The following is a 22534-nucleotide window of genomic DNA, read 5'->3' on the forward strand; positions in this document are numbered from 1 at the left end:
TTTGCCTTGTCGGGTCGCACGAAAGCCGCTCTGAACCATTGCTCGCCACGACCTGCGCACCGCCTGCCTTCTGTTCGGCCTCGACGGCGCGACGACCGGTTGCCCGTCAGCTGGCCGTCGCGCTCATCCGGACCTGCGAGACGATCAAATACCAATCGACTCCACTTGGGCCTGCATCAGGCCCAGTTTTCAAGGATCACCTCGTGGAGGGTCGACATCGGGCCGGAATGGATTACCGCCTGGAACTGCGAAGGCCTCGTCGATGACACGCGCGACTTGCTCCCAGACACCAGGCACCCCAAGCTGCGGGAACTGTCCGCGCAGCTTGTCGCTCAAGCGCCCTTCGTTTTGGCGAATGGAACGGATGATCATGTCCAGGTGAGCGTCGGGACCTTCGATGATTTCCTTCAGTTCCTGACGCGCGTGGTCATGTGCACGAAAGAACGCGGCTTGGCTGTGCATCTCCTTGCGAATGGTCCTGTCGATCACACCGCTCATGTATTCGACATGTGAGGTGAGATCGATGAACCGCCAGGCCGGCATCGCTTCGTCATAGGCCGCGAATTCGAAATTGGAGCGCACCCCATCAGGTTGTGCAACGGGCTCCCGCCGAAACGAGCTCGCTTCGGCGAAGCGGCCCATGAACGGCTTGGAGAAGGCCTCGAGGGCGCGGTCGTAATTTGCGCGCTCAAGGGTGCTGTCTGTGATCAGCGCCGACACAGGCAGGATGAACGGCGCGTGGACCGCGCCATCTCGGCGAAGTATGTCGTTGAGCAGGAAGCGATGGACGCGTCCGTTCCCGTCGGACAGGGGATGGATATCGACGAATCCGAAGGACGCCACCGCGGCGCGCATGACGCTGGGCGCACCCTCTGTTCGGATCAGGAACTGGCTCAGGGCATCAACCATCCGCGGGACGGCCTCCCATGGCGGTGCGAAGTAGTGCACGACGTTCTCGTAACGCACGGTTTGCCCCACGTACACAGGCGACCGGCGAAGGCCATAGGCGGGCAGGGTTGTTGTCTTGCCCAGGATGGCCTCCTGAAGCTGCGCCAGGCCTTCTGCAGCCAGCCCAAGCAGATCTGGCCCCTAAATTGTCTATGGAAACAATTACTGGCGCGAAAAAATCATTACGAATGGTCGATGACGATTTTTTTTGATTACGCGCCGACGATCTCACATCGCTGAACGGGCAGCCTCAGGGCCCACAGGCAAGCCCATCCCACCTTTCGCAGAGGCCCCCGAAGGACCCCGCGCCGAACTGCCACAACGCCGTGACCCGCTCGCCGTCCGGCCATTGACGACTCGACTATGCTTCGCCCGCCGCGCATGCGGTGCCCCTCGTTCCGCCGCGCTCATCGATGGACGCCGGACCGACCCACCTTTTCGCAGAGAGAAAGAAAGAGTCCACCCGTGTTCCGCACCCTGCTCAAGTCCAAGATCCATCGCGTCGCCGTCACCGACTGCGAACTGCACTATGAAGGCTCCTGCGCCATCGACGAAGACCTGCTCGACGCCGCCAACCTGGCGGAGAACGAGCAGGTGCACATCTGGAACATCAACAACGGCGAGCGCTTCGTCACCTACGCGATCCGCGGCGAGCGCGGCACCGGCATCATCTCGGTCAACGGCTCGGCCGCGCGCCGGGCGTCGGTGGGTGACCTGATCATCATCGCGGCCTTCGGCCTGGTGCCCGAAGACCAGGTGGCAGGCTACAAGCCCAAGCTGGTGTTCGTGGACGGCGCCAACCGCATCAAGGAAGAGCGCGCGCACATTCCGGTGCAGGCGGCTTCGGGCGAGACTGCGATGGCCTGAGCGAGCGATCGACTTACAGTGCATCCAGCGGGTAGATCGGACGCCGCACGCGCTCGAAGCGCAACTTCGAATAGTCCGACGTCGTCACACCGACGCTGTCGCATTCGATCACGTCTTCCGCCAGGCTGCCGAAGCCGGCTCGCCAATGCACCCGGCTCTTCAAGACCAGGTACCTGACGCGATCGAGGTCGATGCCGAGCGACATGAGGTATGCCAGGTCATGCGGCTCGGTCGCCATGGAAGTCACCACGACCTGGACGCCGCCGGCCTGAAGCACGACGGTCTTGCCTGCGCTGATCGCCACGCCGGCCATCATGGGACCGCGCAGCCGGAATGCGCCATCGCTGATGGTGCGCACACGCGCCGAAAGGGTGATCGGCGGGTTGGCATCGCCGGTGGCGGTCAGCTCGCTCAGGCCGCCGACAGACAGCGTGACTTCGTTGCCGATGCCTGCGGCAATGGCCTGCTCCACCGCTTGCGGATCGCGAATGGCGTAGAACACCGCGTCCTGAAGGTCCTGGCGCAGCACCTCGGCCAGCACGCCCGTGGTGTCCATCGTGCCACCGGACGCGCTGTTGTCGCAGTGATCGAGGAGGACCACCAGCCGTCCGGTGGCCGACTTGGCCTGTGCGACCGATTTCTCCAGGGGCTGTCCCTTGTACACGAAGGCCGAGCGGTTCTCCCAGGCCTGATCCAGCAATTCATCGCGCACTCGCCTGGCCTGTTCTTCATTCGCGTCCGTGCACACCACGGCCGACAGGCCGGCGTTGCGGATGTCCGCATGCGGGAAGCCGGTGAACACGGAGGCAGCGAGCACTGTCCCGGTTTGCTCGAACTCGATGCAACGCGCCTGCAGCGACCGGTTGGGCTGCGCATGCGTGCCCTGGCGCATGACGTGCGGCAGCATGGGCCGGTTGTCCCACGCGAGCACGGGACGAATTTCTCCACGAATCGTGCGCACCAGGAGTTCCGCGGCCCGCCGGCCCGCGGCGGCCATGTCGACGTGCGGATAGGTGTGGTAGCCGCTGAGAACCGTCAGGCGCGCGACCATCCCAGGATAGAGATTGGCGTGCATGTCGAATGCCGCGCCGATCGGGACTGTCGGCTGCAGCTCGCGAAGCCGGCGCAGGAGTTCGCCTTCGCCATCTTCATGCGCGGGCGTGACCATCGCTCCATGCAGATCGAGCAGGATCCCGTCGAAGACCTTGCCACGGGCTGTGTCGAGGATCAGTCCCACGATCCGCTCGTAGGCTTCGGTGTCGACCAGCCCGCTCGGGCTCGCTTCGGCGACCACGGCCACCGTGATCTCGCAGCCTTCGCGATCGGTCACTTCAAGGAAGCCGCCCATTCCCGTGCCCGTGCCACGCCGGGCTGCCGCCGCGGCATCACCGACGAGCGGGGTGTCGCCGTCGCGGAAAAATCGCCGCAGCGGCGTTGGCGCGGGCGAGAAGGTGTTCGTTTCGTGCTTGAAGCAAGCCAGGAGCAGGCGAAGGGGGGCTTTGTGGTTCATTGATTTCCTTGGAGTCGTCGATTGATGATTCGCAGCGGTCAGGCGTCCACCGCCTGAAGAACCGCATCCCACGCAAGGTCCGATGCGGCTTCGGCAAGCACGAAAGGGTCGACCGTTGCAGTTCCTGTTCCCGTGGAGAGCGCGAAGAGGATGTCGCCGTCGTGCGGCGTGTGGAACGGCTGGATGGCGCGGGCCATCGACGAGTGGACCTGCCTGCCGAGTTGCCGCAACAGCAACGAGGGCATGGGCTGATCGGTCACGAGCACGGTGAGCGTGGTGTTCTCGGTGGTGGCAACGGTGCCCACCGGTTCGGCGGGCGCGCCGGCTGCGGCCGGGGCGGTGGGCACAAGCACCTCGCGCGGGTGATGGCGCACGCCCGTGCGCCGATGACGCAGGCCGCGCACCACTCGACCTTGGCGGTCGACGATCACGCCCAGCGCATTGACCACGGTGGCAATGAAAACGCGCGTTCCGCCGACCATCGCGAAGGCGGCGCCCTGTCCGCCGGGCTCGCGCTCGTAGTCCGGATAGGCCGCGAACTTGCCCACTGCGGCCGAGCGCCCCGCGCCGCGCGCGCCCTGCGGAAATGCCCCTGCCTGCACCGACCGGTAGGCTGCCGCGCCGAGCGCCTTGTCCGGATAGATCGAATTGGTGCGCCCGCCGAAGTCGTAGATGATGGCGCCGGAGACCAGCGCGATCTTTCCCCAGCCCACGGCGCCGCCGCGCTCGGCCAGCATGCTCGATGTCACGCCGGTGGCCGCCTCCAGCCCATACAGGGAGCCGCCCGCAAGGCTGACCGCATCCACGCGCGGGTAGCCGCCAAGAAGGCCCGGCGCGCCGCCGCGCACGTCGACCTCGCAGTCGGCGCCGCCCTCGACATGAAGGACCGTGCAACCGGTGGGCCCCTCCTCGTACTCCGCAATGCCGATGCTCAGTTGGGGAAAGTCGAAGGACAGCGTTCGGCCGTCCGACGGACCGTGCCACAACCGCGGGACCAGGCCTGGCCCGGCATTCACATCGTTCTTCATCATTTCTCGACTCTTTCGTGTTCAGGCTGCAGCCTGCCAAAGGGCCTGGCTGTACGCATGGTGCGGTTTCTCGTAGAAGCGTGCGGCATCGCCGATCTCGACCACTTCTCCCGAGCGCATCACCGCGATCCGGCTGCATACATAGCGCGTGGCTGCCAGGTCGTGGGAGATGAAGAGGGCGGCAAAGCCGTGGCGCTGCTGCAGGTCGCGAATCAGATTGAGGATCTGCACCTGCACGGAGACGTCGAGCGCGCTGACCGCTTCATCGAACACCAGGAACCGGGGCTGCGTGATCAACGCCCGCGCGATCGCCACCCGCTGGCGCTGGCCACCGGAGAGCTCGTGCGGGAAGCGCTCGGCGAACCCCGGGTTGAGGCCCACCAGCGCAAGCGTCTGCGCGACGCGGTCGCGGCACACCCGGGGCGTTCCTGCGCCGGTCACCGCCAGCGGCTCCGCCACCGAAACGCCGAGGCGCAGCCGGGGATTGAGCGCCCATTCCGGCTGCTGCAGGACCACCGACATGCGGCCTGCGAGCAGGAGTTGCCGGGCTCGACGCGAGGCCGGAACGACATCGCCGAGGAAACGCACCGCGCCCTGCGTCGGAGCCTGCAGCCCCAGCAGAAGCCGGCCCATCGTCGTTTTTCCGGAGCCGCTTTCTCCGACCAGGCCGAGCGTTTCGCCGGCTCGGATGCACAGGCTCACATCGCGCACCGCGTCGACGCGGCGCCGGTTCCAGACCGGGCCCGCCGTGAACGTCACGCCCACGCGCTCGAGCGACACCACAGGCTCCTCCGTCATGCGGCCTCCTTGAATTGAACCAGCTCGCCGGCGTGGTGGCAGGCGACCGAGCGCCCCTCGACCTCGCGCAGCTCGGGCCGCAGGGCGCGGCAATGGGCGTTGGCATGGCCGCAGCGGTCGGCAAAGGCGCAATGTTCGCTGCGACCGCCGAGCGCCGGGGGCGCGCCGGGAATCGATGCCAGGACCTCGCCCAGCTTCTCCCTGCCGGGCGCCACGGCAAGCAGCGCCTGCGTGTAGGGATGCGCAGGCCGTGCGAACACCACCGATGCCGGGCCGTACTCGACCACGCGGCCGGCATACATGACCGCCACCGTGTCGCAATGGCGGGCCACGGCGCGCAGTTCGTGGCTCAGCAGCACGACGCCGGTTTTCATGGCATCGCGCAATGACACGAGCAGCGCAAAGATCTGCTCGCGCAGGGTCGCGTCCAGGGAGGCCGTCGGCTCGTCGGCCACCAGCAGCATCGGCCCGCGCGCGATGGCCATCGCAATCACGACGCGCTGCGCCATGCCGCCCGACAGCTGGTGCGGAAAACTGCGTTCGACACGCTCGATGTCGCGCAACCCGACGCGCGCCAGCAGGTCGCGCACCGCCGCCTTGCTGCCCGCCGCGAGCGCGACCTGCTTGCCGACGCGCATGGTCGGGTCCAGCGCGACCATCGGGTTCTGGAAAACGAAGCCGAGCGTGCGGCGCCGCAGCTCGCGCAGCGCCGCATCATCCAGCTCGAAGACCGGCTGCCCGTTCACCTTCAGTTCGCCGCCGGGCCGGCGGGCGTTGTCCGCCAGCAGGCGTCCCACAGCCAGGCCCAGGGTGCTTTTTCCCGAGCCGCTTTCCCCGACCAGTCCCAGTACTTCGCCGGCGCGCACCGAGAGTGTCGCACCGTCCAGCGCGCGGTGCGTGGCACCGGGTGCATCGCCGAACTCGATGACGAGATCCGTCACCTCCAGCAACGGGGGTTTTGTTGCTTCATTCATCAAAGCCGCCTTCCGCGCAAAGGTTCAAGGGCGTCGCGCAGGCCGTCGCCCAGAAGGTTCACGGCCACGATCGACAGGGCCAGCACCACGCCGGCCGAAAGAGCCAGCCAGGGCGCGATCGTCAGATACACCGAGCCAAGGCGCAGCAAGGCGCCGAGCGAGGACTCCGGCGGCTGGGAGCCGAGCCCCAGAAAACTCAGCCCGCTCTCGATCAGGATGCCGATCGACACCGCGTAGGTGAACTGCACCAGCACCGCGCCCAGCACATTGGGCAGCAGATGGACCAACATCACGCGCAGGCGCGAGGCGCCCGCCACCTCGGCCGCCGTCACGAAGCCGCGGCCCACCATGCCGAGCGTGACCGAACGCACCACCCGCACGAAGAGGGGCAGCGTGGCGAACAGGATCACGGCGAGCGCGGAAATGCTCCCGGGACCGACCACTGCGGCCACCAGCAGCCCCAGCATCAGCGCCGGAAAGGCGAACATGATGTCCATCGCCCGAGCGATGACCGTGTCGACCCAGCGCCCTACGTACGCGGCGTACAACCCGATCAGCGTGCCGAGAATGGCGGTGCCGCAGACCGATGCCAGCGCAAGAACGAAGGTCGCACGGATTCCGCGCACGACGCGCGGCAGCAGGTCGCGGCCCAGTTCATCAGTGCCGAAGGGCATCGCCCAGGAGGGCGCGGCGAAGCGCGGACCCGCGCCGATCTGATCCGGGTCGCCCAGCGGCAGCCAGGGACCGAGAGCTCCGAGCAACAGCAGCGCGAGAAGGACCAGCCCTCCGGCGGCGGCCAGATGATCGCGGCGCGCAAAACGCAGGACGGTTTTCATGAGTTGCATCGTTCGCGTCCTCACCCGTGGCGCCTGGCGTCGATGCGGGGATCGAGCACGGCATACCCCAGGTCTGCCACCGTATTCACGGCGATGAAGACAGCGGCGGCAAGCAGCACACCGGCCTGCACGACCGCGTAGTCGCGGTTGCCCAGCGCGCTGTACACGTAGAGCCCGATCCCGGGCACGGAGAACAGGATCTCGGCAATCAATGCGCCGCCGAGCAGGTAGCCGATGTAGGTGGCCGTCACCGTCAGCACCGGGATCGACGCGTTGCGCAGCACATGGTGGCGCACGATCTGCCAACGAGTCCGGCCCTGCGAGACGGCGGTGAGCACATGGCCATCGGTCAGCACGCGCTGGACCGAATCGCGCGTGGTGCGGACCAGCAGCGCAATACCGAAGATGCCAAGGCTCATGCCCGGCAAGAGCGTGGCGCGCAGGCTCACACCCGGGTCTTCGGTGAGCGGCACGTAGCCGCCGACCGTCGCACCGAGGCTCCATCTGGAAAATATGTACACGAGCACGCTGCCGAGCACGACCTCGGGCACGCTGGCCCCCAGTGCGCCCACCACGCGGCCGACGGAGCGCCACCTGCCTACGCCCAGGCCCGCCAGCAGGCCCAACGGCAACCCGACGGCCAGTGCGGTGGCTGTCGCGATCACGGCGACCTGGACCGTGGCGGGCGCGCGGCGCAGCATTTCGTCGGCCACCGGCTTGCTGGTTGCCATCGAGACCCCGAGGTCGCCGGCCGCAGCCGCACCCAGCCATTTCACGTACTGCGCCGGCCCCGACTGGTCGAGCCCGAACTTCGCGACCAGTTCGGCGCGCGCCTCCACGGAGGCATCCGGGCCCAGCACCATCTGCTCGAAACCTCCCGGCAGCAGGCGCAGGCCGGCGAAGACCAGGATCGACACCCCCACGAGGGTCAACGCCGCGATCGCGAGGCGCAAGGCAAGGTAATAGACGATTCGCATCTTGGGGCCCTGCGACTCAGCGGCGCTTGAAATCGGCGACGTACTTGAAGACGTCGAAGTTGCCTTCGAGCGGGCCGAAGCGCGCATCGAGCTGGTCGCGCCGGAAGCCGATGTAGTCCGGCTTGCCGACCAGCGGAATCATGTTGGCCGAGCTCTCGATCAATCCGCAGGCACGCGTCATCAGCTTGTCGCGCTCGGGCCCGTTGGGTGTCTGCCGGACCTGCGCCATCAGGTCGCCGTATTCAGCCACGGGCTCCAGGAATGTCGTGAAGACCGGCGAGAAGCCGGAGGTCCACCAGTTCAGGACGATGCCGGGGTCCGAGAAGCCCGCGAACCAGGTCAGCGACGCATCGAAGTCCGAGTCCTTCGGGTTCGTCGTCAGGACGCGCTTGTACCACTCGGCCACGGGCACTTGCTGCACCTGGACGCTGAAACCGGCTTCCTGCAGCTGCGGCTGCAGCACCTGGGCGATCAACGGATAGGTCACCAGCACCGACGAGGCAATGAGGCTGATGCGCGGATTGGGATGGCCTGCTTCCTTGAGCAGCGCCTTGGCCCTGGCCACCCGCTCCTTGCGCGGCAGCGTGTAGCTCGGCAGTCCGTCGCAGAGCTTCTTGCCGAAGGCGCTGGGCACGGCGTATTCGACGGCCGATTCGCCGCCGAAGACCGCGTTCGCGATCGCGGGCCGGTCCACGACCAGCGCCGCCGCCTGGCGCACGCGGCGATCCTTGAAGACCGAGTTGCCGTTCAGGCCGCTCAGGTCCAGGTGGAAGTAGTTGGGCGTTTTCTGCACCACCGACTGCACGCTCGGGATCGCACCCAGCAGGCGCGGCGTGTCCGGGTTCTCGAAGGTCGCCACGTCGATGCTGCCGTCGCGCAACCCTGCGAGGCGCGCCGCATCGTCGGGCATGACCCGGATCGTCATCTTGTCCATGAGCGGCTTGCCGCTTTGCCAATAGTGCGGATTGCGCTCCAGCAGCCAGGCTTCGTCCTGGCGGTGCTGCGCCACCTTGTAGGGCCCCGAGCCGAGCATTCCCTTGGCGGGGTCGAAGCTGCCGGCTTCGATCTCCTTCATCGGCAGGATCGAGGTGGTCGCCACCGAAAGTATGGAAAGCAGCGCGGTGTTCGGCTTGGCCAGGTCGATGCGCACGGTGTGCGCATCGATGGCGACCACATCGTTCACGCCGCCGATCTGCTTGCCCCAGCCGCGCGCCTTCTGCGGATCCGTCAGGCGCTTGAGGCTGCCCACCACGTCGGCGGAGGTCAGCGGCCGGCCATTGGAGAACGCCGCGTTCTTGCGCAGCCTGAAGACATAGGACGTGGGCGAGACCTGCTCCCAGGATTCGGCCAGCTTGGGCGTGATGTTGAGCTTGTCATCGGTGCTCAGCAGCTGGTCGTAGATCAGGTAGAAGACCGTCCACGACGAGCCATCGCCCGACGAATGCGGATCGGAGGAGAGCACCTCCGACGGCTTGCCCCAGATGACGGGCTTCTGGCCCTGCGCGAGCGCAAGGCCGGGCAGCACAAGAAGAGATGCGGCCGCCACTGCTGCGGGCAGCCAGGCCCGGCCACGCCTGAGCGCACACGAGATTCCAGTCATTTGAACTATCCGTCCTTCCGATTGATGACACACAAATGTTATTCGACTAACATTCAATAGGTCAATGCAATATTAGTACCAGCACATAGGAGTAATCCCTTGCCCCCTCCCACCGCACAGACGAGAGCGAGAGATCTGGGCTTGCACTTCCCTGGCAAGACCGGCCCCGCCAACGCCATCACGGACATCCCGGGCGTCGAAGTCGGGCAGACGACGCTCATCCATGGGGACGGCGCGCTGCATGTTGGTGCGGGGCCCGTGCGCACCGGCGTGACGATCGTCCTGCCGCGAGGCCGCTCAGGCGTGCTGCAGCCGGTCAAGGCCGGTGTGTATGCCCTCAACGGCAATGGAGAGATGACCGGGACGCACTGGATCGAAGAGGCCGGCATCTTTCGAGGCCCCATCGGGCTCACGAACACGCACAGCATCGGCATGGTCCATCACGCGCTGGTGCGATGGCTCACCCGGGTCGATGGCGACCGCGGTGCCTACCCGTGGCTGATGCCGGTGGTCGCGGAGACCTGCGATGCCATGCTCAACGACATGGACGGGTTGCACGTGGAGGAATCCCACGTCCTGGAGGCCATCGCCGCTGCAGCGCCCGGTGCCGTCGCCGAAGGCAGCGTCGGCGGCGGCACCGGCATGGTCTGCTATGGCTTCAAGGGCGGAACGGGCACGGCATCGCGCATCGTGGGCGTGGCGGGCCAGGACTACCGCGTGGGCGTGCTGGTCCAGGCCAACATGGGCATCCGCCCCTGGCTGAACGTGCTGGGTGTGCCGGTCGGCGAATGCATGCCGGGCCCGGGCGGCCACCACGGCGAGCCGGCCGCGCGCGAGCAAGGCTCGATCATCGTCGTCGTGGCGACCGATGCGCCGCTTCTGTCCAGCCAACTCAAGCGGCTTGCACGGCGTGCCGCGCTTGGCGTGGGCAGAACCGGCACGCCGGGGGGGGACGGCTCGGGCGACATCATGCTGGCATTCAGCACCCACTCGGACCAGGCGCCCGGCGATCATGGCGTCTGCCGGACCGAGTACCTGGCCCAGCACACGCTCGATCCGCTCTTCCTGGGCGTGGTGGAAGCCGTGGAGGAAAGCATCCTGAACGCGCTGGTTGCCGCCCGGACCATGGTGGGGCGGAACAACACGCGCGTGGAGGCGCTGGATCACAGTATGCTGGTCGACCTGATGCGGCGCCATGGCCGCCTCGCCGAGACCCGATGAAATCCCCTCCTTCCCTTTTTGAACGCATCGAAGCGGCGTCCTCCGAGATGACACGCTCGGAGCGGCTTCTGGCCGCCTACCTGACCGCGAACGCGCGCGAGCTGACCCTGGAGAACGCTGCATCGGTGGCGCGAAAATCCGGCGTGAGCCCGATGACCGTCGGGCGCTTTCTGCGCACGCTCGGCTACGACAGCTTCGACGAGGTTCGTCGCGAAGCCAGTCGCCTGAGCGCACCTGCGGAGCTTCGCATTGCCGGGCGCTTCGAGCAATTCAGCCGCAGCCAAGGTCCTGTGTCCGACGCGCGCAGTGCGCAACTCACGCAGCAAATCGACGCGCTGGTGGCCGCGCACGATCTGGCGACCGGAGAGCACTGGAACGCCATGGTGCGGCAGGTTGCGACATCCCGACGTGTTTTTGTCGCGGGCTACCAAACCGTGCGCGGTGTGGCCTCCGACTTTGCAGCGCGCCTCGAGTACGTGCGCGAGGGCGTGAAGTTTCTCGACGGTGCGGACGGCACCTACGCCGAACTTCTAGGCGCCCTGAAGAGCCAGACACGCTGTCTGGTTCTTGTCGACATTCGTCGCTATGCGAAGCAAGCCGAAGCGCTGGCTTCGGCGGCCACGGAAGCCGGCATTCCGGTCTTTGTCATCACCGATGCCTACTGCCACTGGGCTCGAACCTACACCCCCCATGTTTTTCATGTGCAGACGGATGTCGGATTTTTCTGGGACTCCACCGTTGCGATCGTGGGCTTCATCAATCTCCTGATGAACGGCGTGATCGAGCAACTCGGGAAGAAGGTGGGTGAACGTGTCAGCCGGCTCGAGAAGCTGCAGGACCGATTTGGCGCGTTCCTCGATTGACCGGTTCGAGGTCCATTCCAAAGGGCAATCCGGCAAGAACCCTGAGGACATTGCTTGCCCCGCCGCGACGCGCTGAATAGACTAGGCGCCATGTCGACCCCTCTCGTCTTCACCCACACCGCTGCAGCGCTGCTTGCTGCAGCAGAGTGCGCGCGTGCACGCGTGGCGTTGAAGTCGGGTCGCAGGCAACCGCCCGCACATTTCTAGGCCCGGCGGTCGCTCTCTTTCTTCCTTTCTTTTCAGCGCAACCATCCACCGCCGGGCACAAGTTCCGCGCGTCCGCGGCCATCGTCGTTCGTCGACGGGTCCGCATGAATGGAGTGCGTCAATGCATGCAACGATCCACGGCGAGCGCACGCTCACCGAACTTGATTTCGCCCGCCTGAACAAGCTGCCCAGGCTCAACCTGCCACCCAGCCTGGCGGATCTTCTGGACTGTGCCGAAGTGACCAGCTCGAGGGCCGTGCCCGGCAACATCGTGACGATGTGCTCGCGCGTCGAGATCGTCGACGCACACACGCGCCGGCGGCAGACGCTGACCATCTGCTATCCCGAAGAGGCCAGGCCCGCGGCCGGCCTCATCTCGGTGCTGTCGCCGGTGGGAACCGGCCTGCTCGGCCTGAAGGTCGGAGACACCGCCAGGTGGCAAGCCCCGAACGGAGAGGCATGCGCCGCGGAAGTCGCGGCGATCCTCTTTCAGCCCGAGGCGACCGGCGACTACACCACGTAGGTGGCTCAGGAGGCTGGGCGCGACAGCGTTGCCAGTTTCTTCTTCGCGCTTTGCAGGAGCCCGATCCGCTCGGCGGGCGGCTGGGCCTTCGTGTCTCCGAGCGCGATGATCTCGAGCGCGCATGCCGCTGCCAGCTTGGATGCGAGCGGGTCGCGCACCGCCAGGCTGTTGAACCTGGCGTTCGAGATGACATGCACCTTCAGGTGGCGGTGGATGGTCTTCGACAGCTTCTGGCAAGCGGCTGCCATGGCGGCCTCATCGGGTATGGACTGGCCGTGCACGACCAGGAGTTCCAGGGTGCCGTCCTTGTCCTCTCCCAGCAGGAAGGCACGCAAGACCGAGTCCTTGAACTTGCTGCGCAGCATCGAGCGAAGCGGTTCCGCGGCGGCGAACGACTTCAGCGCGATGCTGCGCAGTTCGTCGTGGAAGACGAACGAGCGGTCGAGCGTGACGGTGTCGGACTCGTCCGCCTTCGGCTTCTGCCTCTTCAGGATGCCGCTGCTGACAAGGTGCTCCAGCGTGCGCGCCACATCGGCGGGATCGAGCTTCGAGCGCTGGGCAAGCTCGCTTGCTGCAAACGGTTGGTCGGGAGCCGCATAGACGACCTTCAAGAGCTTTTGCACCTCAGGGGCAAAAAGAAAATCTGCGGCACTCATTTTTTCTGGGGTCTGGATAAAAGGATCGCATTATCGGGACCGCCGGTCTAGAAGAGCCCGCGTTGCAAAGTCGTCAAGGCCATGAAGCTCTCTCCAATGGGCTGAAGAATGGCGTCGGCAATCGGCTGGAGCTGCCTGGTGAGGTAGTGTTCATAGTCGATGCGCGAATGGCGGGTTTCCAGCGGCTCCGGCCCGTTCTGCGTCATGACGTACTGGATCCAGCCGCCTTTCTGATACTGCCTGGGCCGACCGATGCGGGCGTTGTGTTCGTCCGCGATGCGGGCGGCGCGGACCTGCGGCGGCACGTTGACCAGGTAGGCGTCGAGCCGATGGCGCAGGCGCTTGCGGTAGATGAGCAGGTCGTCCTTGGCGCCCGCCAGCGTCGACCTCGCATAGTCGGTCACGAACTCCTTGTAGGGCTCGCCCTGGAAGATGCGTGACAGCAGGCCCTGCTGGAACTGCCGCGCGAGCGGGGTCCAGTCGCTGCGCGCCATCTCCAGGCCGCGGTACACCATCTCCTCCTTGCCCGCGGCATCGGCACTGAGGCCGGCGTAGCGCTTCTTGCTGCCGACCTCCGAGCCGCGGATGGTGGGCATGAAGAACTTCTTGTAGTGGGTGTCGACCTCGATCTCCAGAAAGCTCTCCAGGCCCTGCTCCTCCCCCAGCGTGCGCGTCCACCAGGCGTTGATGTCGGCGGCCAGGCTGGCGGCGACGGCGTGCGCCTCCTCGTTGCCGTGGGTGCGCTTGAGCCAGATGAAGATGGAGTCTGTATCGCCATAGATGGCCTCGTAGCCCCGCTCCTCCACGAATTCGCGCGTGAGCTTCATCATCTCGTGCCCGCGAAGGGTCACGGCGGACACCAGCTGGGGGTTGAAGAACCGGCACTCGGCCGCGCCCAGCACGCCGGCGAAGGAGTTCATGAGCAGCTTCAGCGCCTGCGACAGCGGCTCGTTCTTCGCCCGCTTGGCCTCGTCCCGGGCGCGCCAGAGCGTGGTCACGATCTCGGGCAGGCAGTGCCTGTCGCGTGAAAACACGGTCCCCTGCGGTCCCTTGACGCGCATGGCCGGGTCGCTGGCGTTCGATCCTTCGACGAGACCCACCGGATCGACCAGGAAGGTCCGGATGATCGAAGGGTAGAGACTCTTGTAGTCCAGCACCACGACGGAGTCGTAGAAGCCCGGCTTCGAATCCATCACGTAACCGCCGGGATAGGCCTTGCTCGGAATCTCGCCCACATTCGGCGCCACGTAGCCCAGCCGATGCATCCGCGGCATGTAGTGGTGGCTGAACGCGGCAATGGAGCCGCCGAAGTGGTCGGCCTGCAGGCCGGTGGTCTGGGCGCGCTCCATCACGAACTGCAGCAGCTTCGCCTTGTCGAAGATGCGCAGGACCAGCTCGCAGTCCCGGATGTTGTAGAGCGCGAGCGCGGGCTTGTCTTGCTGGTAGCGCCGTTCGATCTCGGCCATCTTGTCGTACTCGTCGCCGATGGCCTTGCCTTCACCGAGCAGCGCTTGCGAGACGGTCTCGAGGCTGAAGGACGGGAAGCTCCACACCGCGGCCTTGAGTGCGTCGATGCCGTCGATGACGACCCGGCCCGGCGTGGGCGCGAACAGGTAGCCCTGCTTGCCCGGATGGGTGCGCCATTCGATGGGGCGGCGCTCCCGCCCGAGCAGGAGTTGCGCGCCGCACTCGTCGGCCGTCTTCTGCAGCACGCGCAGGTCGAACTGGATGACGTTCCAGCCGATGATGACGTCGGGGTCGTTGCGCTCGAACCAGTCGTTGAGCTGCTCGAGCATGGCCCGGCGCGACGGGCAATAGACGAGCGAGAAGGCCGTGGGCTCGCTCGATTCAGGCGGCAGGTCCGATGGCGGCTCGCCCAGCAAGAAGACGACGCGCTCCGGCGTGCCGTCCAGCGCAATGGAATAGAGCGCTTCGTGCTGACTCGTCTCGATGTCCAGCGACACGACTTTCAGCACCGGCCGGAATTCGGGCGCGGGCTTGAGTTTGCAGTCGACGATGGTCGCACGCTCCGCCCGCCCTCCTTCCACCCGCACGCCGGCGGTGATGAAGCGTTCCATCAGGTAGCGGTCGTGCGGGCGCACGTCGGCCTCGAGCAGGGGAATGCCCTGTGCCTGGAGGGCGCGTGCCAGCCGGCCGAGCTGGCGGAAGTGCGTCGCATAGACACCGAGGACCGCTTCCTGCTGGAAGGTCCTGAGCGCGAGCTCGCGCAGCTGCACGCCCGGCATGGCCGCAAGATGGGCTTCGACCGCCGCGCGGTGCCGGGCGGCGACGAAGGCGACGCTGCGCCGGGAGGTCAGCACCACTTTCCTCGGCCCCGCATCGGTGGCCAGCCAGTACTCGATCTCCGTGCCGGCGGGCGCGTCGCGCCAGTGGCGCGTGAGGATGAAGCCCTGGAGGTCGGAGGATGTCACGAGAGCGCTTGAAGATTCGGCAAGGCGGGAGGGTAGACGGGGCACAGGCGATTTTCGCCCGGCAGTGGGACTGGTTTGGCAGAATCCAGGCAACTTCACTTCCTCCACGAACATGCTGCGCCTCGTCCTCATGACTGCGTTGAGCCTCGCCACCGTGGAGGGAGCGGCTGCTCAATCGGTGCAGCCGCGGCCGGCCGAAGCCGCTGCAGAAGCGGCGCCGGTGACCACGTATGCGCGCCTCGTCTCCGCCAGCCAGGAGGACGACGGCAAGCTGTATGTCCGACTGAAGCTGCTTCCGAGGGCGAAGCTGCCTTTCACGGTCCAGAGATTCAGGGTGACGGACCGGACGCTGCTGGCCGGCATCGCGGAGGGTTCGTGGGTGAGGTTCACCGCAAAGCACATCGATGGCGAGAACACATTGACCTCCATCCAGGCCACCGCCGAATGCAAGCGCTTCCAGAAATGCGGTTGAGGCTTCGGCCTGCCGGGGAGTGCATCATTGCGGGCACCATCCCGCGCACGAAGGAAAACCCATGCCCTCCTCCTCCACCGACTACGAATCGCTGTTCGAGTTTGCGCCGATGTCGCTCTGGCTTGAGGACTACAGCGGGCTGCGCCGGCTGTTCGACGCCTGGCGCAGCGCCGGCGTGGTGGATCTGGTGGCGCACCTGAATGCCGAGCCGCAGCGCGTGCGCGATTGCATGGCGCAGCTGAAGGTGCTGAGCGTCAACCAGAGCACGCTCACCCTCTTCGGTGCGCAAAGCCAGGCCGAGCTGCTCTCGAAGCTGGGCAGCATCTTCCGGGACGACATGACCGCGCCGGTGATCTACGAGCTCGACCAGCTCTGGCGCGGAAATCTCTGCTTCGACAACCAGACGGTCAACTACGCGCTCGACGGCCGCCGGCTCGACGTGCACGTGCGCGTGCAGGTGCTGCCCGGACACGAGGCCACATGGGATCGCGTGCTGGTGTCGCTGGACGACATCACCGAGCGCGTGCAGGCCGAGCGGCTGCGCCTGGAGAGCGAGCGCTATGCACGCGAGCTGTTCGAACGTTCGCCGGTGTCGCTCTGGGTGGAAGACTTCAGTGCCGTGAAGATCCTGCTCGACGATGTCCGCAAGCGCGGCATCAGCGACTTCACCACCTTCATCAAGGTGCACCCGGAGTTCATCACGCGCTGCATGCGCGAGATCCGCGTGATCGACGTCAACCGCGAGACGCTGCGCATGTTCGGCGCGGCCGACAAGAACGAACTGCTGGAGAACATCTCGGACATCTTTCGCGACGAGATGCACGACTCCTTTGCCGAGCAGCTGCTGGACCTGTGGAACGGCAAGATGCTGCAGCAGCGGGAAGTGATCAATTACGCGCTGACGGGCGACATGGTGAACATCCACATGCAGTTCGCGGTGCTCGAGGACCGGCTCGCCACCTGGGACCTGGTGCTGGTGTCGCTGATCGACATCACGGCCCGCAAGAAGGCCGAGGCCTACCTCGAATACCTGGGCAAGCACGACGTGCTGACGCAGCTGCGCAACCGCGCCTTCTTCTCGGAAGAACTGAACCGGCTGTCGCGCAAGGGCCCGTGGCCGGTGTCGGTGCTGGTGATCGACATGAACGGCCTGAAGCCCGTCAACGACGAGGAAGGCCACGCCGCCGGCGACGCGCTGCTGCGGCGCGTGGGCGAGGTGTTGAGCAAGGCGGTCGACGAGCCCGGTTGGCCCGCGCGCATCGGTGGCGACGAGTTTGCCGTGGTGCTGCCCAAGACGGACGAGCGCGGGGCGGAGGCGATCCGCGACCGCATCGCCTCGATGCTCGAGCTGAACAACCAGTTCTACGCGGGGCAGAGCGGGCGGGTGCTGAACCTCGCGATCGGCCTGGCGACCTGCGAGGCCGGCGACTTGCTCGATGCGGCGCTGCAGCGCGCGGACCGCGCGATGTACGAGGACAAGGCCCGCCACTACCGCGAAACCGGGGCCGAGCGCCGCCGCGACTAGGGCGCGGCGGCGGCGATGCCGGATTTCACTCCGCGTCGAGCCGGTCCCGCCGCATGGCGCGCCAGAGCGCGAGGTCGTAGCCGATCTTGAGCAGCCCGCAGGCGACGAGCGGCAGCGAGATCCATCCGGCCGCGAACAGCGCGCCGCTGAGCGTCGGGCTGATAGCCGCCGCCAGGCTGCGCGGCACGGCGGTGAAGCTGGCCGCGGCGCTGCGTTCGGGCGGCGTCACGACCGCCATCACGTAGGCGGTGCGCGTGGGCACGTCCATCGACGACAGCGCGCTGCGCACCATCAGCAGGCCGAGCGCGATCGGCAGGCTCGGTGCCAGCGCAGCCAGCACCAGGCAGACGTTGGCGGGCAGGTGCGTGAAGACCATGGTGTTGAGCAGGCCGATGCGCCGGGCCACCACGGGGGCGGCAAGCTGCGACGCCGCGCCGAGCAGGCCGGTCCAGAAGAAGAACACGCCGGCCTGGGTCAGCGAGAAGCCGAAGCGCTCCAGCAGCCACAGCGACATCAGCGCGTTGACCATCAGGCCGCCCGCAAAGGCATCGACACTGAAGAGCGCCGCCAGCCGCACCACCACGCGGCGCGACGGCCCGAGGGGCGCCGGTGCCACGGGTGCGCTGCCCGCCCCGTGGGCGCCGGCGTGGTCAGGCAGCTTCCGGTAGAGCCAGAAGACGGCGAGCCCGATGGCGGCATAGACCGCGAACATGCCGCGCAGCGCGTCGGGCCGCGCGAAGTGGCTGTGCCGAACCAGCCAGTCCGGCACGGCGGCCGCGAGCGCGCCCAGCGCCGCGCACAACGCGCCCAGCAGGCTGTAGCGCGCGAACAGCGAGGTGCGGGCATGGCCCTGCGCGGCCGCCGCGAGGCGCGCGTGCTCGAGCGGAAGGAACACGCTGACGTCGCCGGAACTCGGATTGAGCGTGCCGACCAGCGCGACCACCAGCAGCGGCCAGAACGAGGACAGGCCCGCAAAGCCCAGCCCGGTGGCGGCCATCAGCAAGGCGGCGCCGCGCAGCAGCCGCCCGCCCGCGAAGCGGTAGCCCCAGGCGCCCACCGCGAGCGTGGCCAGCGCCGAGCCCAGCATGGTTGCGGTGCTGACGATGCCGACTTCCAGCGTGCCCAGTCCGATCGACAGCAGGTAGGCCGGCAGCAGCACCGCCATGTAGCCGTCGCCGAAGGCGCGCAGGCCTCGGGCGGCGAGCAGGGGCAGTGCGTCGGCGCTGACGCCTGCGGGCAGCAGGCGCGCAAGACCAGTGCGCGGCGAGGGCGATGGTGCCGTGCTCATGGGCTGGGCTCCACGATGTGTGCGAGGGGTGTATCGGGCAAGGCGGTGTCCACGGATGGCTCCATCACGGGTTGCCAGCGCTTGGACGGGACACCGTCTGGTTGTGCAGGCCGGGAGGCTGTTTTCCCGGTGAAAGCATGCTAGCAGACCATCGCGGTACGTAGTTCCCCTCTGCTTCTCGTCAGATTGCGATCAGCTCGGCAAAAGACCATTCGACCGTCCGGACTTCCATCCGGATGGAGACAAGCCCGGGCGGAGTTCACCTGCGCCGGTGGCGTTCGACAACCCCCAATACATCGGGAACGTATGAGAAACAGAAATCTTGTCAGGGGACTCTTCCTCATGGCAATCGCGCTGGCCTTCGGCCTCACGGCGCTTCGCTACCCCATCGGAGACCTGGGCCGCGCCGGCGCGGGTCTTTTCCCCGCCATGGTGAGCGGGCTGCTGCTGCTGATCGGCGTGTCGACGGTCGTGCGCTCGTTCTTCGTGGAGCCGGTGAAGCTGGACCTGCACTTCAAGAACATCGCGCTCATCCTCACGAGCCTGTGCGGCTTCGCGCTGATCTCGATGTACCTGAACATGATCGCGGGCATCGTCTTCATGGTGTTCTGCTCGGCCTTCGCCGGCAGCTCGAACTCCTGGGTGCGCAATCTCAAGATCTCGGCCGGCCTGATCGCCATGGCGCTGGCGCTTCAAAAGCTCCTCGGCCTCAACCTGCCGCTCTTCTGAGGACACGAACATGGAAGTTCTGAACAACCTCGCGTTCGGTTTCTCGCACGCCCTGACCTGGCACAACCTGATGTACTGCGCCATCGGCTGCACCGTGGGAACACTGGTGGGCCTGCTGCCGGGCCTCGGGCCGCTGGCCACCATCAGCCTGCTGCTGCCGCTGACCTATTCCATTCCGACCACCGGCGCGCTGATCATGCTGGCCGGCATCTACTACGGTGCGCAGTACGGCGACAGCGTGAGCGCAATCACGATGAAGATCCCGCATGCGAGCAGCATCGTGGCCTGCATCGACGGCTACGCGATGACGCTCAAGGGGCAGACCGGCCTGGCGCTGTTCACGGCCGGCTTCTCCAGCTTCATCGGCGGCACGGTCTCGATCCTGGTGCTGTCGTTCCTTGCGCCCGTGCTGGGCGAGGTCGCCTTCCTGTTCGGCCCGGCGGACTACGTCGCGATGATGCTGGTGGGCTTCGTGTGCGTGAGCTTCGTCACCACCGGCAGCCTGCTGAACGGCCTGGCGATGTGCATGATCGGCGTGCTGCTCGGCACCATCGGCACCGACGTGAACAGCGGCATGGCGCGCTTCACCATGGACATGCCTTTCCTGACCGATGGCGTTGGCATCGTGAGCATCGCGCTCGGCTGCTTCGGCATTGCCGAGATCACGAAGAACCTCGACTCCCGCGAGGAACGCTCGCCCTTCAACGGCAAGATCAATCTCATCCCCACCTGGGCGGAGTTCAAGCGGATCATCCCCAGCGCGCTGCGCGGCAGCGTGATCGGCTCGTTCCTGGGCATCCTGCCCGGCGGCGGCCCCACCATCGCGCAGTTCGCGGCCTACGCGCTCGACAAGAAGGTCAGCAAGTACAAGCACGAGATCGGCACCGGCTGCATCGAAGGCGTGGCCGGCCAGGCCGCAGCCGACGAAGCGGCGGCGCGCACGAGCTTCATCCCGCTGATGAGCATCGGCATTCCCGAGAACGCCGTGATGGCGTTGATGCTGGCGGCCTTCATCATCAAGGGCATCCAGCCGGGTCCCAACATGATCGCGAGCCACCCGGAGCTGTTCTGGGGCCTGGTGGCCAGTATGTGGATCGGCAACGTGTTCCTGCTGGTGCTGAACGTGCCGCTGGTGCGCTACTGGCTCTCGGTGTTCAAGATTCCGTACAGCGTGCTGTTCCCGTCGATCCTGTTCTTCTGCTGCATCGGCACCTACAGCGTCAACAACAACCTGGACGACGTGTTCATCACCGCCGCCTTCGGTTTCATGGGCTACATGTTCATGCGGCTCGAGCTCGACGCCGCGCCGCTGATGCTCGGCTTCATCCTCGGGCCGATGCTCGAAGAGAACTTCCGCCGCGCGATGCTGCTGAGCCGCGGAAGCTTCGGCACCTTCGTGTCGCGCCCCATCAGCGGCACCTTGCTGAGCCTGATCGGCGTCTTCGTCGTGTGGCAGGTGGTTTCGTTCGTGCTGCAGGCCCGAAAGAAGATCGTCATTGCGCCGCCCGTGGCACTGGAGCCGCAGGAGTAGCAGCGAAAAAAAAGCGGGGCAATCTGGCAAGGACCCTGAGGCCTTTGCTTGCCCCGGCACGGCGCGTTGAATAGACTTGGCGCCATGTCGACCACCCTCGCCGCCTTCACCCACGCCCTTGCTGCGGCGCTGCTCATTGCAGCGGCGTGCGCGCGTGCACGCGTGGCCTTGAAGGCGGGCCGCAGGCAACTGCCCGCACATCCCTAGGCCCGGCGGTCGCTTCCTTCTTCTTCAGCGCAACCATCCACCGCCGGGCACCAGTCCCGCGCGGCCGCGGCCGCCGTCGTCCACCGACGGGTCCGCACGAATGGAGTGCGTCAATGCATGCAGCAACGATCCACGGCGAGCGCACGCTCACCGACCTTGACTTCGCCCGCCTGAACAAGCGGCCCGGGACCAACCACCTGCCGAGCCTCGCGGACCTCCGGGACTCGGCCGAAGCGAGCGGCGACTGCACCACCATTCTTGCCGTGACCGACCTCGCTGCGCGTTCGGAGCCTGCCCTCTCGCGCGCCGCCTGCCTGGCTGCCGAGCACCATGCCAGCCTGGAACTGCTCTATGCGGCCGCGCCCGGCGAGCCTCCCTGCCCCCGCGCCGCGTCGCGGCTGGCGCACCAGGCATTGCAGCTCGGCCAGCGCCATGGGCTGCGCGTGCGCACGACGAACCCGATGGCCAGCACACCGGAGCACGTGGCAAGCGCAGCGCGTGGCGCGGATCTGCTGGTCATGGGTGCCATGCCCCGGGAGCGGAGCCTGCTGGCCTTTGTGCGCGGCCAATGGACCGAGCGCCTCTTGCGGAGGGTCCAGCGTCCCATGCTCGTGGTGCGGCAGCAGGCCGAGGGGCCTTACCGGCGCCTGCTCGTCGCCATCGATTTCACGCAGGCTTCGCGCATCCTGGTGGAGCGCGCGTTCGCCCTCAACGGATCGGCGCAGATCGACCTGTTCCACGCCATCAGCACGATCAACGAGCGCAAGCTGCGCAGCGCCGACGTTCCCGAGCACGTGGTCAGGGCCTACAGGCAGGAGTGCATGCGGTACGCACGGGACCAGATCGTGCGGTTCACGGATTCCACCGATGCCCGCAGGAACCGCGTGTCCTGGGCCATCGGCCGCGGCGATCCGGCCCGGCAGGCCGTGGTCCAGCAGCAGCACAGCGGCGCCGAGCTGCTCGTTGTCGGCAAGCATCCGGCCTCGGCGATGTCCGACTTCGTCTTCCGCAGCGTGGCCCAGCGCGTGCTGCGCCATGCCGCCGGCGATGTCCTGATCGTTCCTCACAACCCCCAGGCGGCGACGAAGGCAGCGGCCCTCGAGCGGCTCGGCGGTGGACGGCGGATGACCCGGCGCGTGCGCGCGGGTGCATCTTGCTCGAACGAGGGATGAATATCTTTGGATGAGACCGCCTCACCGCCGATAGCCTGCTTGCCTCCGCGTCGGCATGAAGTACTTGCCACGCCGGTTCTGCGCGCGGAAAAATTTCGTTCTTAGACGAAAATGACGATGTAATGGATCGAACACCACCTGAGCGCCGACGAGCACGAGGATCTGTATGT

The 22534-nt window shown here is 66.6% G+C and carries 21 protein-coding genes; 10 read left to right on the top strand and 11 right to left on the bottom strand.

The window, feature by feature from the left end; all coding sequences use genetic code 11:
• Positions 1–189 precede the first annotated feature (189 nt).
• Positions 190–1080, bottom strand: coding sequence for a Fic family protein (locus tag VPA02S_RS18510; protein WP_081247585.1), 891 nt, complete (start codon positions 1078–1080; stop codon positions 190–192).
• Positions 1081–1413: 333 nt separating this feature from the next.
• On the opposite strand from VPA02S_RS18510, the gene panD reads away from it, so the two are divergent.
• A complete protein-coding gene (gene panD, locus VPA02S_RS18515; RefSeq protein ID WP_062365117.1) occupies positions 1414–1815 on the top strand; it encodes an aspartate 1-decarboxylase in 402 nt (133 codons plus the stop codon).
• Positions 1816–1828: 13 nt separating this feature from the next.
• Here the strand turns inward: panD and VPA02S_RS18520 are convergent, their stop codons facing one another.
• From VPA02S_RS18520 to VPA02S_RS18550, 7 genes are read right to left on the bottom strand one after another with little or no spacing between them, the layout of a single operon-like run.
• Entirely contained in the window at positions 1829–3325 is a 1497-nt protein-coding gene (locus tag VPA02S_RS18520) for a M81 family metallopeptidase (RefSeq protein ID WP_062365118.1), read from the bottom strand.
• Between the two features lie 38 nt (positions 3326–3363).
• Entirely contained in the window at positions 3364–4356 is a 993-nt protein-coding gene (locus VPA02S_RS18525) for a P1 family peptidase (RefSeq protein ID WP_062365119.1), read from the bottom strand.
• Between the two features lie 18 nt (positions 4357–4374).
• Positions 4375–5151 (bottom strand): ATP-binding cassette domain-containing protein, encoded by a 777-nt coding sequence (locus tag VPA02S_RS18530; protein ID WP_062365120.1) that lies wholly within the window; start codon positions 5149–5151, stop codon positions 4375–4377.
• Complete coding sequence (locus VPA02S_RS18535; protein ID WP_062365121.1) at positions 5148–6125, bottom strand: ABC transporter ATP-binding protein; 978 nt, start codon at positions 6123–6125, stop codon at positions 5148–5150. Before VPA02S_RS18535 ends, VPA02S_RS18530 begins: the two co-directional genes overlap by 4 nt.
• Positions 6125–6961 (bottom strand): ABC transporter permease, encoded by an 837-nt coding sequence (locus VPA02S_RS18540; RefSeq protein ID WP_018905820.1) that lies wholly within the window; start codon positions 6959–6961, stop codon positions 6125–6127. Before VPA02S_RS18540 ends, VPA02S_RS18535 begins: the two co-directional genes overlap by 1 nt.
• Before the next feature lie 20 nt (positions 6962–6981).
• The gene (locus VPA02S_RS18545) at positions 6982–7938 is read right to left on the bottom strand and encodes an ABC transporter permease (protein ID WP_062365122.1); all 957 of its coding nucleotides are present in this window, start codon (positions 7936–7938) and stop codon (positions 6982–6984) included.
• A 16-nt stretch (positions 7939–7954) separates the two neighbouring features.
• Positions 7955–9538, bottom strand: coding sequence for an ABC transporter substrate-binding protein (locus VPA02S_RS18550; protein ID WP_062365123.1), 1584 nt, complete (start codon positions 9536–9538; stop codon positions 7955–7957).
• A gap of 141 nt (positions 9539–9679) precedes the next feature.
• Here VPA02S_RS18550 and VPA02S_RS18555 point away from each other — a divergent pair, with 141 nt between their 5' ends.
• The 3 genes from VPA02S_RS18555 (at position 9680) to VPA02S_RS18565 (ending at position 12352) form a co-directional block, all read left to right on the top strand.
• Complete coding sequence (locus tag VPA02S_RS18555) at positions 9680–10759, top strand: DmpA family aminopeptidase (RefSeq protein ID WP_244883606.1); 1080 nt, start codon at positions 9680–9682, stop codon at positions 10757–10759.
• Positions 10756–11622, top strand: coding sequence for a MurR/RpiR family transcriptional regulator (locus VPA02S_RS18560; RefSeq protein WP_062365125.1), 867 nt, complete (start codon positions 10756–10758; stop codon positions 11620–11622). The genes VPA02S_RS18555 and VPA02S_RS18560 overlap by 4 nt, the downstream gene beginning before the upstream one ends.
• A gap of 328 nt (positions 11623–11950) precedes the next feature.
• Positions 11951–12352 carry a GreA/GreB family elongation factor gene (locus tag VPA02S_RS18565; RefSeq protein ID WP_062365126.1) on the top strand — a complete coding sequence of 134 codons (402 nt, stop codon included), beginning with the start codon at positions 11951–11953 and terminating at the stop codon, positions 12350–12352.
• Between the two features lie 5 nt (positions 12353–12357).
• On the opposite strand, the gene VPA02S_RS18570 is transcribed toward VPA02S_RS18565, so the two are convergent.
• Complete coding sequence (locus VPA02S_RS18570) at positions 12358–13008, bottom strand: MarR family transcriptional regulator (RefSeq protein ID WP_062365127.1); 651 nt, start codon at positions 13006–13008, stop codon at positions 12358–12360.
• A 47-nt stretch (positions 13009–13055) separates the two neighbouring features.
• The gene (locus VPA02S_RS18575; protein ID WP_062365128.1) at positions 13056–15440 is read right to left on the bottom strand and encodes a DNA polymerase II; all 2385 of its coding nucleotides are present in this window, start codon (positions 15438–15440) and stop codon (positions 13056–13058) included.
• A gap of 112 nt (positions 15441–15552) precedes the next feature.
• Between VPA02S_RS18575 and VPA02S_RS18580 the strand changes: the two genes are divergently transcribed.
• Together VPA02S_RS18580 and VPA02S_RS18585 are read left to right on the top strand one after the other, a co-directional pair.
• The gene (locus VPA02S_RS18580; protein ID WP_062365129.1) at positions 15553–15912 is read left to right on the top strand and encodes a copper-binding protein; all 360 of its coding nucleotides are present in this window, start codon (positions 15553–15555) and stop codon (positions 15910–15912) included.
• Positions 15913–15973: 61 nt separating this feature from the next.
• Entirely contained in the window at positions 15974–17437 is a 1464-nt protein-coding gene (locus VPA02S_RS18585; protein ID WP_062365130.1) for a sensor domain-containing diguanylate cyclase, read from the top strand.
• 25 nt (positions 17438–17462) lie between these two features.
• Here VPA02S_RS18585 and VPA02S_RS18590 read toward each other — a convergent pair whose 3' ends face one another.
• Positions 17463–18725 carry an MFS transporter gene (locus VPA02S_RS18590; RefSeq protein ID WP_062365131.1) on the bottom strand — a complete coding sequence of 421 codons (1263 nt, stop codon included), beginning with the start codon at positions 18723–18725 and terminating at the stop codon, positions 17463–17465.
• A 306-nt stretch (positions 18726–19031) separates the two neighbouring features.
• Here VPA02S_RS18590 and VPA02S_RS18595 point away from each other — a divergent pair, with 306 nt between their 5' ends.
• The 4 genes from VPA02S_RS18595 to VPA02S_RS18605 all read left to right on the top strand — a co-directional run bounded on the left by VPA02S_RS18595 (position 19032) and on the right by VPA02S_RS18605 (position 22364).
• Positions 19032–19454, top strand: coding sequence for a tripartite tricarboxylate transporter TctB family protein (locus tag VPA02S_RS18595; RefSeq protein ID WP_369688555.1), 423 nt, complete (start codon positions 19032–19034; stop codon positions 19452–19454).
• A 10-nt stretch (positions 19455–19464) separates the two neighbouring features.
• Positions 19465–20985: a tripartite tricarboxylate transporter permease gene (locus VPA02S_RS18600; protein ID WP_018905813.1), complete on the top strand. Its 1521-nt coding sequence runs from the start codon at positions 19465–19467 to the stop codon at positions 20983–20985.
• An 84-nt stretch (positions 20986–21069) separates the two neighbouring features.
• A complete protein-coding gene (locus VPA02S_RS32310; RefSeq protein WP_018905812.1) occupies positions 21070–21192 on the top strand; it encodes a hypothetical protein in 123 nt (40 codons plus the stop codon).
• 113 nt (positions 21193–21305) lie between these two features.
• Entirely contained in the window at positions 21306–22364 is a 1059-nt protein-coding gene (locus tag VPA02S_RS18605; protein WP_062365133.1) for a universal stress protein, read from the top strand.
• Positions 22365–22534 lie beyond the last annotated feature (170 nt).

It is taken from the genome of Variovorax paradoxus NBRC 15149 (assembly GCF_001591365.1).
In the GTDB taxonomy this organism is placed as follows: domain Bacteria; phylum Pseudomonadota; class Gammaproteobacteria; order Burkholderiales; family Burkholderiaceae_C; genus Variovorax; species Variovorax paradoxus.

Excerpts from the sequence above, each read along its gene's own strand:
- VPA02S_RS18520 (WP_062365118.1), bottom strand. The coding sequence starts at position 3,325 with ATGAACCACAAAGCCCCCCTTCGCCTGCTCCTGGCTTGCTTCAAGCAC.
- VPA02S_RS18525 (WP_062365119.1), bottom strand. The coding sequence starts at position 4,356 with ATGATGAAGAACGATGTGAATGCCGGGCCAGGCCTGGTCCCGCGGTTG.
- VPA02S_RS18530 (WP_062365120.1), bottom strand. The coding sequence starts at position 5,151 with ATGACGGAGGAGCCTGTGGTGTCGCTCGAGCGCGTGGGCGTGACGTTC.
- VPA02S_RS18535 (WP_062365121.1), bottom strand. The coding sequence starts at position 6,125 with ATGAATGAAGCAACAAAACCCCCGTTGCTGGAGGTGACGGATCTCGTC.
- VPA02S_RS18540 (WP_018905820.1), bottom strand. The coding sequence starts at position 6,961 with ATGAAAACCGTCCTGCGTTTTGCGCGCCGCGATCATCTGGCCGCCGCC.
- VPA02S_RS18545 (WP_062365122.1), bottom strand. The coding sequence starts at position 7,938 with ATGCGAATCGTCTATTACCTTGCCTTGCGCCTCGCGATCGCGGCGTTG.
- VPA02S_RS18550 (WP_062365123.1), bottom strand. The coding sequence starts at position 9,538 with ATGACTGGAATCTCGTGTGCGCTCAGGCGTGGCCGGGCCTGGCTGCCC.
- VPA02S_RS18560 (WP_062365125.1), top strand. The coding sequence starts at position 10,756 with ATGAAATCCCCTCCTTCCCTTTTTGAACGCATCGAAGCGGCGTCCTCC.
- VPA02S_RS18565 (WP_062365126.1), top strand. The coding sequence starts at position 11,951 with ATGCATGCAACGATCCACGGCGAGCGCACGCTCACCGAACTTGATTTC.
- VPA02S_RS18570 (WP_062365127.1), bottom strand. The coding sequence starts at position 13,008 with ATGAGTGCCGCAGATTTTCTTTTTGCCCCTGAGGTGCAAAAGCTCTTG.
- VPA02S_RS18580 (WP_062365129.1), top strand. The coding sequence starts at position 15,553 with ATGCTGCGCCTCGTCCTCATGACTGCGTTGAGCCTCGCCACCGTGGAG.
- VPA02S_RS18585 (WP_062365130.1), top strand. The coding sequence starts at position 15,974 with ATGCCCTCCTCCTCCACCGACTACGAATCGCTGTTCGAGTTTGCGCCG.
- VPA02S_RS18590 (WP_062365131.1), bottom strand. The coding sequence starts at position 18,725 with ATGAGCACGGCACCATCGCCCTCGCCGCGCACTGGTCTTGCGCGCCTG.
- VPA02S_RS18595 (WP_369688555.1), top strand. The coding sequence starts at position 19,032 with ATGAGAAACAGAAATCTTGTCAGGGGACTCTTCCTCATGGCAATCGCG.
- VPA02S_RS18600 (WP_018905813.1), top strand. The coding sequence starts at position 19,465 with ATGGAAGTTCTGAACAACCTCGCGTTCGGTTTCTCGCACGCCCTGACC.
- VPA02S_RS32310 (WP_018905812.1), top strand. The coding sequence starts at position 21,070 with ATGTCGACCACCCTCGCCGCCTTCACCCACGCCCTTGCTGCGGCGCTG.
- VPA02S_RS18605 (WP_062365133.1), top strand. The coding sequence starts at position 21,306 with ATGCATGCAGCAACGATCCACGGCGAGCGCACGCTCACCGACCTTGAC.